The following is a 15,392-nucleotide window of genomic DNA, read 5'->3' as shown; positions in this document are numbered from 1 at the left end:
TCTCACCAGTGCGAGCGCCGCAGGTCGAGCAGCCACGCCTCCAGGGCATCCACGTCCCGGGGCTCCTCGGGCAGCACGGAGTGTTCACGCGCCGCGTCGAGTCGCTCGAAGGCGCGCCCGACCTGCCCCCGCCAGCGCTCGGAAAGGGCCTCGGACAGCTCGCTGCGCTCTCCCCTCCGCTTCCACACGACGAGTTCTCCCGCCTCCGGGAAGCCGTAGCGGTCCATCAGGGCGGTGAGATCTGTTTCCACCTCGCCCGTGAGCAGGGCATGGGTGCCGGTGAGCGTCGTGCGCAGCACGTAGAGGAGCTTCTTGGCGGAGCGAAAGCCCGTCTTCTCCCACTCGCGCAACTGCCCCTGGGCGAAGCCACGGTAGTGCCTGTGGAGGCGCCGCGACAGCACGCCGCGCACCCGGGGCCGCAGGGAGTCCAGCTCATCGGAGCTTCGCAAGGCATGAGCCCCGAGCAGCCGCTCCACGTAGTTGCCATTGCCCTGGAGGACTCCGACGAGCACGGGGGCGAGTTCGTTGGATGAGTAGTCCACCTCGACCCCGTCCACGACCTCCAGACGCTCGGCGGGCACGGTGCGTGACTCCAACCGCAGCAGGTGCGAGGTGGGCGTGATGTGGACGCACTTGAGATCCAGATCGCTGTCGGGCGAGGGGAACCCATACGCATGCGCTCCCGTGAGGGAGACGACGAGGTGCCGTCGGCGCGCGGACTCCTCGTCGAGGACGCGGTGGGCGACACGGGTCTGGTGTTCCGTCATCAGGGAGTCCGTCATGACGCGTCCTCCTTCTCTTCGACGATGGGAGGCGTGGGGGCCTCCCGTCCGAGCGGCCCGGGCTCCCGCATCACCCAGCGCCGTGCCAGTTCCTCTCCCATGCGCCGCAGCAGCCGATCCGCGCGCCCATAATCCGGCAGGGAGGGCAGGGCGCTGGCGCGGTGGGCTTCCTCCAACTCCGGTGCGAGTGCTTCGGCGTCCCGCAGCACGTCCTCCAGCGGAACGTGTCCGGCCTTGATGTCCAGGAGGCGTGCCTTGATGGCGCCGGACGCCTCGAAGGTGGGGACGCCGTCCTTCAACCAGCCGGTGGCGAGCACCACCAGCCGCAGGAGGTTGTAGGCGTTCTTCGGCCGCAACTCGCGGGCGCTGGGAGGCCGCTGACCGCCACCTCGGGCGTAGCGGATGAGGGCGGCGAAGTCGTTGGCTTCGATGAGCCCCTGGTCCGACAGCGAGCGGTAGAGCTGCTTGAGGTACGTCTTGGACGCGAGCAGGGCGTCCTCGGGAGTCGGCGCGGTGCGCGGGGAGATGGCCGACAGCCTCCGGGCCACCTCGTCAAGAGAGGGCGCGGGCTCCTCGCACAACCACTCGAGGACGAGGTCACGATGCTCGGCGAGCCGCTGGCTACGGGTGAGCTTGTCGAGCTGGCTCATGGCGTAGCGCCCGAAGCTGCCGAAGAGGGCCTTGGACACGAAGGCCTCGCGCTCGGCGAGCAACCACTCCCCGAGCACATCCGAGGCGCGTGCGCTGGGAACGAAGAGCATTTCCAGCGTATTGGGGTCCGCGCGCAGGGCCTGTTCCACCGCCTTGGAGAACTCCCAGAAGGTGTGGCTGCCATCCGCGCTGACGAGATCCTTCGCCTTGTCCGCGAGCCCGAAGTGCCAGGGGAGGGGGAGGCAGAAGACGCCGCGCACATCGACGTCGGAGGACTCGTTGGCGAGGCCCCAGGCCTGGGAGCCCACGATGGTTTCCAGCACCGCGCAGGGGCGCAGGGCGTCCCAGGTGGCGGCGCGCCGGAGCGCGAACTGGAGCTGGCCCGGCTTGCGTGGAACCAGCTCGTCGCGGGCGTACCAGAGCTCGCCCACGCCGACGATCTGCACATCGAAGCCGCCATCACGAGCCCGTGCCACGCGGCCCACCACGCCCTGGGGGATGCGCCGCTCGCCCGCCAGCCGTTCCACCCGGGTGGTCACCTCGGTGCCGTGGGGGAGAGGAACGGAGAGCCGGTCCACCTGCTCATAGCCCCGGGGCCGGGCCGTGGCCTCGGAACGGTCCTGCTCGGGGGTCGGGGTTTCGCGGGTCATACGTGCCTCCAGGTGGGGAGCGCGGGAGTCCCACGGACGTTGGAGCGCTCCGTTCCTGACTCAGAAAGTCGACAGGGACAGCACGGGCACGCGCTTCTTGACGGCCTCGCGGGCGAACTCCGCCATGTCCGCGAGCAGTTCGCGCAGCTCCTCGGGATCGAGCTCCGAGTCCATGTTCTCGGCCCAGGTCTCGACGATGTCGGCTTCCTTCCCGGAAGAAATGCGAGCCAGCGCCTGGATGAAGTCATCCGAGACGCGGATGACGAGCAATCCCTCATCCTCGTCGAAGACGAACGGCTCTCCCTGGCTGCTCGTCACGGTGAGGTCATCCGACCCCCGGAGCGTGGCGAACAGCGCCATCAGCTCCATCTCGATGAGGGGCAGCTCGATGTTCGGCCACTCCTCCAGATCGTGCTCCTCCGTGGTGACGGTCGACGCGATCGCGTCCGCTTCGTCTTCCTTCGCGATGAACCAGGTCGTTATCTGCATGGGAGCCGTTCCAATCATGGAAGGGGCTCATGCGTCGAGCGCGGTTCTCATCTCCGAGACCGCGGTGTCCGGTAGCTCCAGGTGCGGACTGTGCCCGGACGCGGTGCGCACGAGCCGTGCATGGGGCAGGGCCTTTTCGGCGGCCTCGGCGAGTGACACCGGTAGCACCGTGTCCTTCTCACCCCAATAAAGGAGGGTGGGCTGTTTCACCTCGCCCAGGCGCTCGAAGCGGTGGAACACGCCGCCCGTCAGGGGCACCAGGGTGTTGAAGGCCCGCGTGGCCTCGGGTCTGCCCCCAGGAACCGTCATCAGTTCATGGTCCAACGCCATCAGCCGCCGGTGGAGCGGACTGTCCGGCAGCGGGGCGATACGGCCAAAGAGCCTGGGCCCCAGCACCCGGGCGATCCGCTCCGGGCCCACCCGGAAGTAGAGGCGGGCATCCCGGGCCATCTCCGGACCCAGCCCCATCGCGTCCACCAGGAGCAGACGCTCCACGGGCACGTGGCCCCGCAGCGCCAGCTCCAGGGCCACCAGTCCTCCCAGCGAGTGCCCCACCACCGTCATGGGCCCGGCCTCCAACGAGGCCAGTACCGCCTCCACCGGCTCGACGAAGAAGCGCAGCCCATCCTCGGCCGTCTGGAGGGCGCCGGGCGTCGACGAGGAGCACCCGAAGCCCGGCAGGTCCAGCGCCAACACCCGGTGCTCCCGGGCCAGTTCCGGCAACAAGGGGAACCACGTGCTCGCGGCGTTTCCCCGCCCATGGAGGAGGAGCAGGGATGGGCCTTCGCCGCCTTCGAGGAGCCGCAGCGTCCCACCGCCCGGCACGGGGCACCTCCGGCGTGTCACCCGAGGGGCCAGTTCCGCCAGCACGGCCCGCTCCACGGGTCCCTCCTCACGGTGCTGGACGTCCCCTCCGGTCATCGTGGCCGCCTCCCCTGGGTCGAGCCGTGAAAATACCGGAATGCGCGGCCTACTGTGTTGTTGAGCCGGAACCTTCCACCCCCTAGGCTGCCTGCCTCCTCAGGGACGGTCGAGACAACACCTTATGAACACGGACATCCGGGCACTCACCGAGCGCGTACAGCAGGAGAGCGGCTTCGTCGAACTCCTCAACCAGGAGGTGGGCAAGGTCATCGTCGGCCAGCGCTACATGCTCGAGCGCATCCTCATTGGCGTGCTGTGCAATGGCCACGTGCTCCTCGAGGGCGTGCCGGGCCTCGCCAAGACGCTCACGGTGCGCACCATCGCCGAGAGCATCAGCGCCTCGTTCTCGCGCATCCAGTTCACGCCGGATCTGCTGCCCGCGGACCTCGTGGGCACGATGATCTACAACCAGCAGGCGGCCAACTTCACGGTGCGCAAGGGTCCCGTGTTCGCCAACGTGGTGCTCGCGGACGAAATCAACCGCGCTCCCGCCAAGGTGCAGTCCGCGCTGCTCGAGGCCATGCAGGAGCGCCAGGTCACCATCGGGGACACGTCCTTCCCGCTGCCCTCTCCCTTCCTGGTGCTCGCCACCCAGAATCCCATCGAGCAGGAGGGCACCTATCCGCTGCCCGAGGCGCAGGTGGACCGCTTCATGCTCAAGGTGAAGGTGGGCTACCCGACGCGGGACGAGGAGAAGGTCATCATGGACCGGATGAGCGGGGGCAAGCCGCCCGCGGTCCAGAAGGTGATCGCCCTGGAGCAGTTGGTGAACGCGCGCACGCTCGTCCAGCAGATCTACATGGACGAGAAGGTGAAGGACTACATCCTCAACGTGGTCTTCGCCACGCGCGAGCCCGCGCGCTACGGCCTCAAGGATCAGGCGGACTACATCCAGTTCGGCGCGAGCCCGCGTGCCACCATCGCGCTGAGCCAGGCCTCGCGCGCCCACGCCTTCCTGCGCCACCGGGGCTTCGTCACGCCCGAGGACGTGAAGGCCATCGCGTTCGATGTGCTGCGCCACCGCGTGGCCCTCACGTACGAGGCCGAGGCGGAAGAGCTCACCACCGAGAAGCTCATCCAGCGCGTCTTCGACCGCGTCGAAGTGCCGTAGCCAGAAGGGGCCTGGAGGCAGCGCCATGCTCGCCAAGGACATCATCCGCCGCATCCGCAAGCTGGAGATCCGCACCCGTAAGGTGGTGTCGGACATGCTCGCGGGTCAGTACCACTCGGTCTTCAAGGGCCGGGGCATGGCGTTCTCCGAGGTGCGCCAGTACCAGCCGGGAGATGAGATCCGCATCATCGACTGGAACGTCACGGCGCGCATGAACGACGCCTACGTCAAGGTCTTCACCGAGGAGCGCGAGCTCACGGTGATGCTCCTGGTGGATGTGTCGGCGTCCAAGGAGTTCGGCTCGCGAGACCGCTCCAAGTCGGAGGTGGCCGCCGAGGTGGCCGCGCAGATCGCCTTCAGCGCCATCGCGAACAACGATCGGGTGGGGCTCATCCTCTTCTCGGACCGGGTGGAGAAGGTGGTTCCGCCACGCAAGGGCCGCACGCACGTGATGCGGCTGGTGAGTGACATCCTCACCTTCCAGCCCAAGGGGAAGGGGACCGACCTGGCCGCGGGCCTCACGTATTTGAGCCGCCTGGCCAACCGCAAGACGGTGACGTTCCTCATCTCGGACTTCCTCGCCTTCGGCTACGAGCCGCCGCTGCGTCTGGTGGGCCGCAAGCACGACCTGGTGCCCGTGGTCATCGTGGATCCGCTGGAGCGGGAATTTCCGAAGATGGGACTCGTGGAGATGGAGGACCCGGAGACGGGCGATCGCTTCGTGGTGGATACGAGCGATCCGCTCGTGCGCGGACGCTTCGCGCGCGTCCTGCAGGCGCAGCGCGATGAGCTGCGCCGGCTCTTCAAGAAGCTGGAATTGGATCATGTGGAGCTGAGCACCGGAGACGACCACGGCATGGCCCTGGTGCGCTTCTTCCGTGCCCGCTCCCGGAGGATGGCGGCATGAAGGGGTGGGTTCTCTGCGCGCTCCTGGCCGCTTCACCCGTCTGGGCCCAGGCGCCCGCCACGCCCGCTCCGGCCAGCGCGAAGCTGCCGGAGGCGGAGCCCTCGGGAGTGCAGGCGCGTGTCCAGCCCGAGCGCGTGTTGCTGGGCGAGCCGTTCGTCTACGAGCTGATGCTCACCCATCCGGCGAACCAGCGCTACGAGCTGGAGTTGCCGCCGGACCTGGGCGACTTCGAACTGCTGTCCCAGGAGCGCACGCCTCCCGAGGGGGGCAAGGAGCCGGCCGTCACCACGTTCCGCTTGCGCATGTCCGCCTTCAAGCTGGGCTCGCTCACGCTGCCCGAGGTGCCCTTCGCGGTGAGTACTCCCGAGGGGCCCCAGCGCTACGTGGCGCCGGGACGCACGCTGGAGGTGGGCTCCACCCTGCCCGAGGACGCCCAGTCGAAGGGCGAGGACCTGCGGGACATCCAGCCGCCCGCCGAGGTGGCCGTGCGCTCGTTCACGCTCGTGTGGGTGGCTCTGGGCGTGCTGGCCGCGGCGCTGCTGGCGGTGGTCGCGTGGCGGTTCTTCCAGAAGTATCGCGAGCGCGTCCGGGCCGCCGTCGCGCCGCCCCTTCCCCTGGATGTGCGCACGCGCCAGGCCCTGGATTCCCTCAAGACCGAGGACCTGCCCGCCCAGGGCCGGGTGAAGGACTTCTACTTCCGCCTCTCGGAGATCCTTCGTGGCTACCTGGGCGAGCGCTATGGCTTCGACGCCCTCGAGTGCACCAGTTCCGAGTTGATGGCCCGGCTGCGCGGGCTCCACGCGCCGGGTCTGCCCGAGGACGGGCTCATGCGCTTCATCTCCGAGTCGGATCTGGTGAAGTACGCCCGGGCGGAGTCCTCCGCGGATTCGTGCCGGGACTCGCTGTCGTTCGGCTACTCGCTGTTGGACAAGACCTGGCCCCCTCCACTGCCGCCCGAGGCGGTCAACGTGTCCCATGCTTCCGGACCTCGCGTTTCATAGCCCCCACTTCCTGTGGGGATTGTTGCTCCTGCCCCTGCTGATCGCCGGGAGCGTGTGGGAGAAGCGCCGCCGCGCCGTGCTTCGTTTCTCCGCGGCGCACGTGTTCACCCAGAACCGCCGGGGTCTGCGCACGTACCTGTTGCCGCTGCTGCCCCTGCTGCGCCTCGTCGCGGTGGCCGCCGCCGTGGTGGCGCTCGCCCGGCCCCAGTCCCGCGACACGCGGGTGAGGGACTTGAACGTGGAGGGCATCGACATCGTCGTGGCGCTCGACCTGTCCACCTCCATGGAGGCCGGCGACTTCCGCCCGCAGAACCGCCTGCACGTGGCCAAGGAGGTGCTCGCCGAGTTCATCACCAGCCGCGTCAATGACCGCATCGGGCTCGTGGTGTTCGCGGGCGCCGCCTACACCCAGGCGCCGTTGACGCTCGACTACGGCGTGCTCAAGGAAGTGCTGCGGCAGTTGCGCACCCGCGTGCTGGAGGATGGCACCGCCATTGGCGACGCGCTGGCCACCGCGCTCAACCGCCTGCGCGACTCGGACGCCAAGAGCCGCGTGGTGGTGCTCATCACCGACGGCGACAACAACGCGGGAAAGATTTCCCCGCTGGACTCGGCTGGCATGGCCAAGAGCCTGCACATCCCCGTCTACACCATCCTCGTGGGCAAGGGCGGCAAGGTGCCCTTCCCCCAGGGCACGGACCTGTTCGGCAACACCGTCTGGCGCGAGACGGAGATCCCCATCAACCCGGAGCTCCTGCAGGACATCGCCGATTCGACCGGCGGCGAGTACTACCGCGCCACCGATCCCGAGGGCCTCAAGCAGGGCCTGCAGAAGGTGCTGGACTCGCTCGATCGCTCCAAGCTGCTGGAGGGGGGCGCCTCGGCCAACTACCGCGAGAACTACCACCCCTATCTGCTGCTGGCCTTCGGGCTCGCCGTGCTGGAACTCTTCCTGCGCTCCACCTTCCTGAGGGTGTTCCCGTGACGCTGCTGGAGCCCTGGCGGTTCAAGTTCCTGGGCGAGCAGATGGGGCTCGCCCAGCCTGTCTACCTCGCCATGATCGGGCTGGGTCTGCTGGTGGGCGTGCTCGCCCTGTGGCTGGCCCTGCGCCGGCGCTCGCGGGTCCGGGCGGTCCTTCCCGAGCGGCTCATGGACAAGCTGGCGCCGGGAACCGTGCGCTGGTTGCCGGCCACGCAGGCGGGGCTCTATGGCCTGGGGCTCATGCTCTTCGGAGTGGCGCTGGCCCAACCGCAGTGCGGCACCACGACCGAGCCCACCAAGCGCCGGGGCATCGACGTGGTGGTGGCGTTGGATGCCTCCAAGTCCATGCTCGCGCGGGACGTACAGCCCAGCCGTCTGGAGCGCGCCCGGCTGGAGCTCAACACGCTCCTGGATGAACTCAAGGGAGACCGGGTGGGCCTGGTGGCCTTCGCCGGAGACGCCTTCATCCAGTCGCCCCTCACGTCGGACTACTCGGCGGTGAAGCTCTTCCTGCGCGCGGTGGACCCGGAGCAGATGCCCCAGGGGGGCAGCAACATCGGCGATGCGCTGACGCTGGCGCTCCAGGTGTTGGAGAACGCGGACCGGGGCTCCAAGGAGCGCGTGGTGGTGCTGCTGTCGGACGGCGAGGACCTGACGGGCCAGGTGAAGGAGGCCGTGGCCGCGCTCAAGGAGGCGCACGTGCAGGTGCTCACCGTGGGCGTGGGCTCTGAGCAGGGCGAGCCCATCCCCGTGTACAACCGCCGCGGAGAGTTCGTGGACTACAAGAAGGACGCGAACGGGGAGACGGTCATCACCCGGATGGATCGCGCGGGCCTCACGGCCATCGCCGAGGCCACCGACGGCGCCTTCTTCTACCAGCCGCGCGGTGTGGCCATGGCCGCGGTGTTGGAGCGCATCGACGAGATGCAGAAGAGCGAATTGGAGAGCCGGGTCACCGTCCGCTACAACGAGCGCTTCCAGGTCTTCGCCCTGCCGGGGCTCGTGCTGCTGTTGATGGGCATGATGTTGCCGCCCTCGTGGCGCCGGAGGTCGGCATGAAATCGCGTGTCCTGGGCAGGCGCGTGGGGGCCTGGTCCCTGCTCGCCGTGTGGATGCTGCCGTCCGTGGCGGGCGCGGCGGGGCTCCTGGAGAAGGAGCACCCGCTCGTGCGGCAAGGCCGTGACGCCTACACCGCCGGGCGGTACGAGGACGCGCTGTCGTCCTTTGATCAGGCGAAGAAGGAGCGGCCGAACGACCCGGCGGTGGAGTTCAACCGGGGCGACGCGCTGATGAAGCTGGGCCGCTACAACGACGCCAAGCAGGCCTTCCAGAGCGTGGCGGAGTCCAACAGCCGGCCGGACCTGCGCCAGAAGGCCACGTACAACCTGGGCAACGTCCACGCGGCCACGGGTGACACGCGCGAGGCGCTCAAGGCCTACCGCCGTGCCCTCACCCTGGACCCCACGGACGCGCAGGCCCGGCACAATTACGAGGTGCTGCTGCGCAACCTGCCTCCGCCCCAGCAGGGCGGCGCGGATGGTGGCACCGATGGCGGCCAGGACGGTGGGCAGGACGGCGGTCAGGACGGTGGCACCCCCGACGCGGGCGCGGACGCGGGTCAGCCTGATTCCGGGACGGACGGAGGCCAGGACGGCGGCTCCGACGCCGGCACGGACGGCGGCACCGATGGCGGCCAGGACGGCGGCGAGGGCGATGGCGGCCAGGACGGGGGCATGGATGGGGGTGGAGACGGTGGCCCGGGAGATGGAGGCGCCGAGAATGATGGGGGCGAGGGCGACGGGGGCGAGGGTGATGGCGGCGAGCGCGACGGCGGCGAGGGCCAGGCGGATGGCGGCCAATCGGACTCCGCGTCGGCGGCGGACGCGGGGACCGAGGAGCGCGACGGCGGCATGAGCGCGGAGGAAGTCGATCGCCAGGAGGCCGAGCGCCTGCTGGATGCGATGAAGCAGAACGAGAAGAATCTCCAGCTGTGGCGCTTCCAGCAGAAGAAGCGACCGAGGAATCCCAATGCGAAGGATTGGTAGCGGCCGCGCGGCACTGGCCGCCCTCAGCCTGCTGCTGGTGGCCATGCCCGCGTGGGCCGAGGTCGAGTTCTACCAGACGGTGGACCGCACCGAGGTGGGCACGGAGGACGTCTTCCAGCTCACCGTGGTGATCGTGGATCCTCCGAACGACGCCCAGGTGCGCTTTCCCGCGCCGGACGACTTCGAGGTGCTCTCGTCCTCGCAGAGCACCCAGCGCTCCATCGAGATGAGCGGGGGAGGGCCGCCCGTCATCCAGACCGTGCGCAAGCACGTCCTGATGATGCGCGCCAAGCGCGTGGGCACCCTCACCCTGCCTCCGGCGGTGCTGACCGGGGGCGGCCGCACCTGGCGCACCGAGTCCGTGAAGATGACGGTGACCCGGGGCCGCACCGCGCCGCCTCCACGCTCCTCGCGCTCGCAATTGCCGGACGCGCTGCGCAACTTCCCCTTCGGCTCCATGCAGGACCCGTTCGCCGAGGAGGAGGCGGAGGAGCAGCAGGAGGACTCCCAGGGTGTGCCGCGGGAGGACCTGCGCATTCCCCGGGGCGACTCGGATCTGTTCCTGCGCGCCACGCTCGACAAGGACCAGGTGTACGTGGGCGAGCAGGTGACGCTGTCGCTCTTCATCTACTCGCGCGTGGACCTGTCCAGCGTGGACTCGGTGAGCATGCCCAAGCTGGAGGGCTTCTGGAGCGAGGACGTGGAAAGCCCCACCCAGCTCACGGGAGAGACCCGCGTCGTCAACGGCGTGCCCTATCGCACCTACCTGCTGCGCCGCCGCGCGCTCTTCCCCATGCGCAGTGGCCGCTTGTCCATCACCCCGGCGGAGGCGGACATCACCACCGGCATGCTCTTCGTGGGCCACCGGGTGCACCGTGTCTCCAACGACCTGGACGTTCAGGTGAGGCCCCTGCCTCCCGGCGCGCCCAAGGGCATGTCCAACGCCCAGGTGGGGGACTGGAAGTTGTCGCTGGAGACGTCCCAGCAAAAGGTGGAACTGGGCCAGCCCGTGACGGTGACGGTGGTCCTCGAGGGCTCGGGCAACGTGAAGAACGTGACGCCGCCCCGCCTGGAGACGCCCTCCGCGTTCAAGGTCTATGATCCGAAGACCACCGACAAGCTGACGCCCGGCAAGTGGCGCATCCAGGGACGCCGCACCCAGGAGTACCTGGTCATGCCACAGCGCACCGGGACCTTCACCCTGCCGTCGCTCGAGTTTCCCTATTTCGATCCGAAGGCGGGCCGCTACACCGTGGCGCGCACCGAGCCGGTGGAGATCGTGGTGGAGCCCGGCGCGGGTGGCGCGTCGGCGATGGGCTCGCAGGGGACCACGTCCACGCCGCTGACGGACGCCGCGTCCGAGCAGAAGAATGTCCTCACCGCGGGCGGTCTCCGGCCGCTGCGCTATCAGGCGCGCTTCGAGGCGCCCGCGTCGGCCGTGTGGCAGCGCTCCTTCTACGTTCCGGCGGTGCTGGCCCCCATGGGCTTGTTCCTGGCGCTGGGCCTCGGAGGCTTCGTGCGCGGGAAGTTGTCGGGCCAGGACGCCGGCAACCGCAAGCGGGCCCGGGCGGCGCGCAAGCAACTGGCGGAGGCGGAGAAGCTGCGCGCGGGTTCCTCCAGCGCCTTCTATGGCGAGGTGGAGAAGGCCGTGTTGAACTTCCTGGAGGCCCGATTGCACGTGCCGGTGGGCGGTCTCACCCGCGATGCGCTGGACGCGAAGCTCGCCGAGGCGGGGGTGGACGCCACGCGCCGCGAGCGGGTGCGCTTCGTCCTCGAGTCCTGTGACACCGGCCGCTTCGCCCCGGGCGCGGAGCAGGCCGCCCGCGAGCGCATCCTGGATGACGCCGCGGCCGTGATGGAGGGATGGGACAAGTGAGCGCCCTCGCCGCCGTGCTCGTGGCCACCGTGCTGGGCCAGGGTTACTACTCTCCGGAGGAGGCCCAGGGGCTGTTCCAGCAGGCCAACGAGGCCTTCTACAAACAGGACTACGCCGCCGCGCGGACGGGCTACGAGAAGCTGCTCGCCCGGGGCTTCGGGGGTCCGGACCTGCAATACAACCTGGGCACCACGTACCTGGCGCAGGACGACCTGGGCCATGCGGTGCTCGCCTTCGAGCGCTCGCGCCGCGAAGGAGGAGAGGCGCCGGATCTGGAGGCGAACCTGGCCCTCGCCCGCGCGCGTCAGCTCGACAAGGTGGTGGGCACCGGGCCGGAGGGCTCCTTCCTCCAACGCGTGGTGGCCGCCACGAGCGGAAATGGCGCGGCCTGGGGTTTCCTCGGGGCATGGCTCGCGGGCTGCTTCTTCTTCCTGCTCTTCTGGCTGCTGCGTCCGGGCAAGCGGGCCTGGGCGGCGGTGCTGGGGGGGCTGTTGCTCATCCTGTCGCTGCCCGCGGGCGCGTTGCTGGCCGCGCATGTCTGGGTCCACGAGACGCTTCACGAGGCCGTCGTCATCGCGCCCACCCTGCGCGCGCGGGAGTTCCCCCGCGAGGAGGCCAAGGTGTCCTTCGAGGTGCATCCCGGCCTCAAGGTGCGCGTCATGGAGGACGCGGGCCGCTACGTGCGCATCCGCCTGCCCAACGGGCTGGAGGGGTGGGCCGAGCGCGAGGGCGTGGCCGAAATCTGAGCCTTCCGGGGAGCGGTCATCTCTGGTAGCGGGTGTTCAGGGAGGACGCATGCGAGTCGAGAACAGCGCCGGGGCGAGCCCCGGAGAGCCCCTTCGCGGGCGTATCCTGGTGGTGGATGACGAGCCCCAGATTGGAGGCGCCATCCGCCGGACGCTCCGGCGCGAGCACGAGGTCGTGACGCTGACGAGCGCACGCGAGGCCTATGCCCGCCTGCGAGATGGGGAGCGCTTCGATCTGGTGCTCAGTGACGTGATGATGCCGGAGATGAGCGGGGTGGAACTGCACCAGGAGCTCTCGCGCTTGTCGCCCGACCTCGCCGCGCGCATGGTGTTCCTGACCGGAGGGGCCTTTACTCCCTACGCCCGCTCGTTCCTGAGCGACGTGGAGAATCCCCGCCTCGAGAAGCCGTTCTCCTCCGAGGCCCTGCGCGACCTCGTCCAGACGCTCATCCAGAAGGAAGGGACCGCGGTGGACTCCCCGCGGCCCCCGGTTCCACTCAGTCCGTGGAGGGCTCCGGAGCCACCTCGTAGCTGAGCAGCTCCTCGGTTTCCTCTCCGGTCTCCTTCACCTTGCCGATGCCGCGCACGAACCAGTACGTCTTGGTCTTGCTGGTGCCCGTCTTGCGCAGGACGACCGCGGTGAAGGTCCCGGCGGGAACGGTGACGGACTCCGCCTCCGACAGCACCGTCCACAGGTCCCTCGTCGTCTCCGTGCTGGGCGTCTTGCCCGCCTTCTGCTTCGTCTCCTGGTAGATCTCGACCCAACTCACGCCCTTGACGGTGTGCTCGGGCGACAGGTCGACGTGGAGCTTGGCCGGGTTCCACCACTCCTCGTCCTTGGCGGTCGTGGCTCCGGCCTCGAAGGACTGCTCGCGGTAGCGCACGACGCGTGCGCCCGACACGGTTTGCCAGCTCAGGGTGATGGCCCCCGAACTCTTGCGCGACGTCACCCGGTGGGCCCGTTCCGCCTCCTCCAACGGCCCCACCGTGGTCTCCTTCTCCGACACCTCACCCGCCTCGGTGACCCGGTAGGTCCACCGGTTTCCCTCCGCCCAGGGCAGCAGCGAGCCGCGAGTCTCCCGCACCTCGCCGCCGCCATCGTTCTCCGTGCCTGGATCGATGGGGCTATCGGTTGCCAATCCGCAGCCCGTGGCGACGAACCCCGCCAGGACCAGGGCATTCCATGCGCGGCGGCTCATTGGCCACGTCCCGGGTGAGGGCGCGCCTGCTTGATGATGGCCTTGGGCGTCTCGCCGGGTTCGCCGTCGAACTTGAATTCGACGTCCATCGCGTACCAGCCGGAGTTGCCCGAGGCCGGGCCGTAGGCCGGGGAGAAGCGCGCGTGGATCTTGTCCAACGCCTGGCCGAGTTCGTAAACCTGGGCGGCCGACAGCACCGTCGTGCCGCTGGGCACCAGGTTGGAGCGGGACAGGTAGGTGATGGGCAGTCCAGGCTGGTGGAACTCGTAGATGAACTGATCGCTCGTCACGCCCGCGGGAGGGTGCACCACCTCGGCATCGCCGCCCACCTGGATGTTCACGTAGAAGCCCGGCTGGTTTCCCGTGGGGTCGAAGGGGTTGGCCGTGAGCGCCACGCCGTTGGCCTCCTCGTCCGGGAAGTTGTGGTGCACGAGCAGCGCCATCACCACCGACTTGTGATCGATGCTGCTGTAGGTGCGCTCCTCGAAGGTGCGGAACAGCCAGACGGTCGCCCACGTCTTGCGGATGGCCTTGAGCACGTCTTCCCAATCGCTCGGGTCACCCGTGTGGGACTCGTAGCAGCCCGCGCACGGGAAGCCCTCCAGGTCCTCGCTGTTCGTGCTCGTGCGGAAGCGCATGGTCTGCCCGGGGTAGTCCGCCGCCAGCTTGGCCTTGAGCAGCTCCTGGAACTCCGTGTTCACCGGCGCCGCCTTCATGGCCTTGCGGAACTCGTCGAGCTTCGCGTCCCGGACCTCGGGCCTGTTCACGAAGTCGGGGTCCGCCATGAGCTGATCCAGCTTCTCGTAGAACCCGTTCTCCTCCATGAACTGGACGTAATAGAAGGCGGGGATGGCGAAGGCCTTGCGCAGGGGCACTCCCGGCGTGTTGGCCAGGACGCCGTAGTGCACGGCCTTTCCGCCGAACGCCGGGACCGCGGCCTTGATGGCCTCACGCAGCGTGCCCTGGCTCTCGTCCACCACCTCCTCGATGTCGCGCAGATCCTTGACCGACATGTCCACCGAGGGCAGCACCACGGGCGTGGGCTTGTGGGTTTCCCAGTACGCGTCGGCCTCGGCGGCGGAGACTTCCTCGATGCTCCATTCGAACGCGCCCACGGTGAGCCGTACCCACTTGCCCTCGAGGGAGCGCAGCTTTTCGTTGCTCATGGCACCCCGCAGACCCATGTTCGGCGTCTTGCGGTTCTGCGACAGGACGTTCACGTGCGACAGCGGCGTCTGGAACTCCTCGCTGATGATGCCGAGGATCGTCGAGATGTCGTTGGGAATGCGGTCCAGCACGATGATGTCGCGGAAGGACAGGTAGGTCGTCTCGAGCTGTTCCGCGGTGAGGAAGCGCAACTGGCCCACGGATGTGGCGAGGTTGAGGGGCTGGTAGTCGATGGCAGCGAAGAGCTCGTCCGTGCTCATCACCCGGATGGAGGCCGACAGGTTCTTCGCCTCCATCTGGACGGCCTCGGACGTGGGATGGAAGACGAGCGAGGCGCCGAAATAGCCCGCGTCGCGCACGGACTCGTAGAGCTGCGTCACCAGGGTGGCGGAGGCCGTGTCATAGGGCGCGATCTCCAGCGCCCAGACCTTGGGGCCCTCGTAATAGGTGACGGCGCCCAGGAGGAAGCGCCGGTCCGGCGAGTAGTATTCCGTCTGGTTGAAGTCCGCCAACGAGCCGACGACGGGCTTGCCCGCGCCGGACAGGTTCTTGGACACGAACGCGTAGTGGATGGCGTACTTCTGGCTGTTCTGGAAGTAGAGCGCGTCGTTGTCGTAGCGGTCCAGCACCACCTTCACCGAGCGGGCTCCGGGAATGCTCGTGTCGATGGGCTGGGAGGCGAAGGCGCTGAAGTCCGATGCGCAGGACAGGCGCTTGAGGGAGTCCGGCGCCGTGGTGTCCTCGGCGATCTGACAGGCTTCCTCCACGGGCTCCCGAGACGGAGTGTCGGTGGGTGTCGTGGGTTCGGCCGTGCATGCGAGCGCCAGGGTGGCACTCACCAGGATGCGAAAGAAAGGTTTCAT

15 protein-coding genes are annotated in these 15,392 nt (G+C 68.8%); 9 read left to right on the top strand and 6 right to left on the bottom strand.

Translation table 11 applies throughout. The annotated features are described in order from the left end of the window. Positions 1 to 2: 2 nt before the first annotated feature. The 4 genes from MEBOL_RS06700 to MEBOL_RS06685 are packed head-to-tail and all read right to left on the bottom strand — an operon-like array spanning position 3 to position 3,454. On the bottom strand, positions 3 to 782 hold the full coding sequence (locus tag MEBOL_RS06700; RefSeq protein WP_095976629.1) for a nucleotidyltransferase domain-containing protein: 780 nt from the start codon (positions 780 to 782) through the stop codon (positions 3 to 5). Further along, positions 779 to 2,083, bottom strand: a complete 1,305-nt coding sequence (locus MEBOL_RS06695; RefSeq protein WP_095976628.1) for a DNA polymerase beta superfamily protein — start codon at positions 2,081 to 2,083, stop codon at positions 779 to 781. The genes MEBOL_RS06700 and MEBOL_RS06695 overlap by 4 nt, the downstream gene beginning before the upstream one ends. 60 nt (positions 2,084 to 2,143) lie before the next feature. Beyond that, a complete protein-coding gene (locus tag MEBOL_RS06690; protein WP_095976627.1) occupies positions 2,144 to 2,572 on the bottom strand; it encodes a hypothetical protein in 429 nt (142 codons plus the stop codon). Between the two features lie 27 nt (positions 2,573 to 2,599). Beyond that, on the bottom strand, positions 2,600 to 3,454 hold the full coding sequence (locus MEBOL_RS06685) for an alpha/beta fold hydrolase (RefSeq protein WP_342747744.1): 855 nt from the start codon (positions 3,452 to 3,454) through the stop codon (positions 2,600 to 2,602). 163 nt (positions 3,455 to 3,617) lie between these two features. Between MEBOL_RS06685 and MEBOL_RS06680 the strand changes: the two genes are divergently transcribed. Genes MEBOL_RS06680 through MEBOL_RS06640 form a run of 9 tightly spaced genes read left to right on the top strand, consistent with a single transcriptional unit; the run spans position 3,618 to position 12,698 of the window. Continuing rightward, positions 3,618 to 4,607: an AAA family ATPase gene (locus MEBOL_RS06680; protein ID WP_095976625.1), complete on the top strand. Its 990-nt coding sequence runs from the start codon at positions 3,618 to 3,620 to the stop codon at positions 4,605 to 4,607. 25 nt (positions 4,608 to 4,632) lie between these two features. Next, positions 4,633 to 5,514 carry a DUF58 domain-containing protein gene (locus tag MEBOL_RS06675; RefSeq protein ID WP_095976624.1) on the top strand — a complete coding sequence of 294 codons (882 nt, stop codon included), beginning with the start codon at positions 4,633 to 4,635 and terminating at the stop codon, positions 5,512 to 5,514. Further along, positions 5,511 to 6,515: a hypothetical protein gene (locus tag MEBOL_RS06670; protein ID WP_095976623.1), complete on the top strand. Its 1,005-nt coding sequence runs from the start codon at positions 5,511 to 5,513 to the stop codon at positions 6,513 to 6,515. Before MEBOL_RS06675 ends, MEBOL_RS06670 begins: the two co-directional genes overlap by 4 nt. Continuing rightward, a complete protein-coding gene (locus MEBOL_RS06665) occupies positions 6,490 to 7,500 on the top strand; it encodes a vWA domain-containing protein (protein WP_095976622.1) in 1,011 nt (336 codons plus the stop codon). Before MEBOL_RS06670 ends, MEBOL_RS06665 begins: the two co-directional genes overlap by 26 nt. Next, a complete protein-coding gene (locus MEBOL_RS06660) occupies positions 7,497 to 8,555 on the top strand; it encodes a VWA domain-containing protein (protein WP_095976621.1) in 1,059 nt (352 codons plus the stop codon). Before MEBOL_RS06665 ends, MEBOL_RS06660 begins: the two co-directional genes overlap by 4 nt. Then, positions 8,552 to 9,541, top strand: a complete 990-nt coding sequence (locus MEBOL_RS06655; protein WP_095982623.1) for a tetratricopeptide repeat protein — start codon at positions 8,552 to 8,554, stop codon at positions 9,539 to 9,541. Before MEBOL_RS06660 ends, MEBOL_RS06655 begins: the two co-directional genes overlap by 4 nt. Continuing rightward, the gene (locus MEBOL_RS06650) at positions 9,525 to 11,417 is read left to right on the top strand and encodes a BatD family protein (protein ID WP_095976620.1); all 1,893 of its coding nucleotides are present in this window, start codon (positions 9,525 to 9,527) and stop codon (positions 11,415 to 11,417) included. Before MEBOL_RS06655 ends, MEBOL_RS06650 begins: the two co-directional genes overlap by 17 nt. Continuing rightward, a complete protein-coding gene (locus tag MEBOL_RS06645; protein ID WP_095976619.1) occupies positions 11,414 to 12,163 on the top strand; it encodes an SH3 domain-containing protein in 750 nt (249 codons plus the stop codon). Before MEBOL_RS06650 ends, MEBOL_RS06645 begins: the two co-directional genes overlap by 4 nt. A 49-nt stretch (positions 12,164 to 12,212) precedes the next feature. After that, positions 12,213 to 12,698, top strand: coding sequence for a response regulator (locus MEBOL_RS06640; RefSeq protein WP_095976618.1), 486 nt, complete (start codon positions 12,213 to 12,215; stop codon positions 12,696 to 12,698). Here the strand turns inward: MEBOL_RS06640 and MEBOL_RS06635 are convergent. Together MEBOL_RS06635 and MEBOL_RS42595 are read right to left on the bottom strand one after the other, a co-directional pair. Further along, positions 12,661 to 13,362, bottom strand: a complete 702-nt coding sequence (locus MEBOL_RS06635) for a hypothetical protein (protein ID WP_095976617.1) — start codon at positions 13,360 to 13,362, stop codon at positions 12,661 to 12,663. The two genes, MEBOL_RS06640 and MEBOL_RS06635, sit on opposite strands and share 38 nt — an antisense overlap. Continuing rightward, the gene (locus tag MEBOL_RS42595; protein ID WP_245919516.1) at positions 13,359 to 15,392 is read right to left on the bottom strand and encodes a PEP/pyruvate-binding domain-containing protein; all 2,034 of its coding nucleotides are present in this window, start codon (positions 15,390 to 15,392) and stop codon (positions 13,359 to 13,361) included. The genes MEBOL_RS06635 and MEBOL_RS42595 overlap by 4 nt, the downstream gene beginning before the upstream one ends.

The organism is Melittangium boletus DSM 14713, assembly GCF_002305855.1.
Lineage (GTDB): Bacteria > Myxococcota > Myxococcia > Myxococcales > Myxococcaceae > Cystobacter > Cystobacter boletus.
Note: the sequence above shows the minus strand (reverse complement) of the source record. Positions and strands in the feature narration are given on the sequence as shown.